The organism is Pseudoalteromonas sp. BSi20311 (genome assembly GCF_000239875.1).
In the GTDB taxonomy this organism is placed as follows: domain Bacteria; phylum Pseudomonadota; class Gammaproteobacteria; order Enterobacterales; family Alteromonadaceae; genus Pseudoalteromonas.
In genome coordinates this window covers 1-1,097 of sequence record NZ_BADU01000013.1, presented here as the reverse complement: position 1 = coordinate 1,097, position 1,097 = coordinate 1, and the positions used below count along the sequence as shown (strand labels likewise).

Annotated in this window: 1 protein-coding gene; it reads right to left on the bottom strand. The window is 46.1% G+C overall.

Annotation, left to right across the window (positions count from 1 at the left end; all coding sequences use genetic code 11):
* The coding region (istA, locus tag P20311_RS01390; protein WP_036984642.1) for an IS21 family transposase at positions 1-1,097 on the bottom strand (1,097 nt) is incomplete at both ends.

Genomic DNA, 1,097 nt, shown 5'->3' with positions numbered 1-1,097 from the left:
GCCGATCGGCGGGATAGCTTCTTGATAGGTTGAGTAAGCCTAAGCACACACGATACGCTTGTTCTTCATGTTGTTTCTGTGCCAATTGTGCTTTCACCCAGAGCAAAACGTCATCTCCAATATCTTTCGCCCAATTCATTAAACGCCCTGGTGACCATTTATGATGCTTCTCATGCTTTACAGGCATGTGCTCGGATGTGGTGGTCATGCCCGGATGATATTTTCTCGGGTGACTGGTGATGCGTTTATGCTTGAAATAAGCCTCAATCAAGTTGTCTTTGGCATGAAGTTCAAGCTTTTCACCCACCAAGTGATGGGGTACCGAGTAAAGATGGTTATCATACTGAACGTGATAATCAATATTCACTTTGACGTGTTTAATATCCGTGAATTGATAAGCTAGTTTGGGCATGGGCGCGAGGGCGGGTTTGTCGATTGACTCGAACCATGATTGTCGTGTCCCACTCAGTTGCTTAAAGGGCTTATTATTGACCTCAAGCAGTAAGGCTTTGATGCAATGGTTTAGCTCAGCTAATGAGAAAAAGGTTTGGTGTCGTAACTTGGCGAGTATCCAGCGTTCAATGATTTGCACGCCCACTTCGGCCTTGGCTTTATCTTGTGGTTTTCTGGGACGAGCAGGCACAATCACGGTGCCATAATGCGCGGCCAATTGCTGATAACTCGGGTTAACATCAGGGTCGTAGCGACACGCTTTACTGACACCACTGCGTAAATTATCGGGGATAACCATGTCAGGTATACCGCCGATAAATTCAAATGCTCGCACGTGACTGCCGATCCAGTCGGGTAGACTTTGGCTCCAGGTTGCTTCACAAAATGTATAATTTGATGCGCCCATCACCGCCACGAATATCTGGGCGAACTTCACTTCACCCGTCGCATTACAAACAATGGGCATCGTTTGACCCGCATAATCGACAAAGAGTTTTTCTCCTGCTTTATGCACTTGTCGCATCGAACGTTTTTGCTTTTTAAGCCAGGTCATATAGCGATCGCAGAACTGAGAATAGCTGTAACAACGATTCGGATATTGCTGAGTATATTCTTCCCAGAGTAAGTTCTTGGTGACGCCTTTG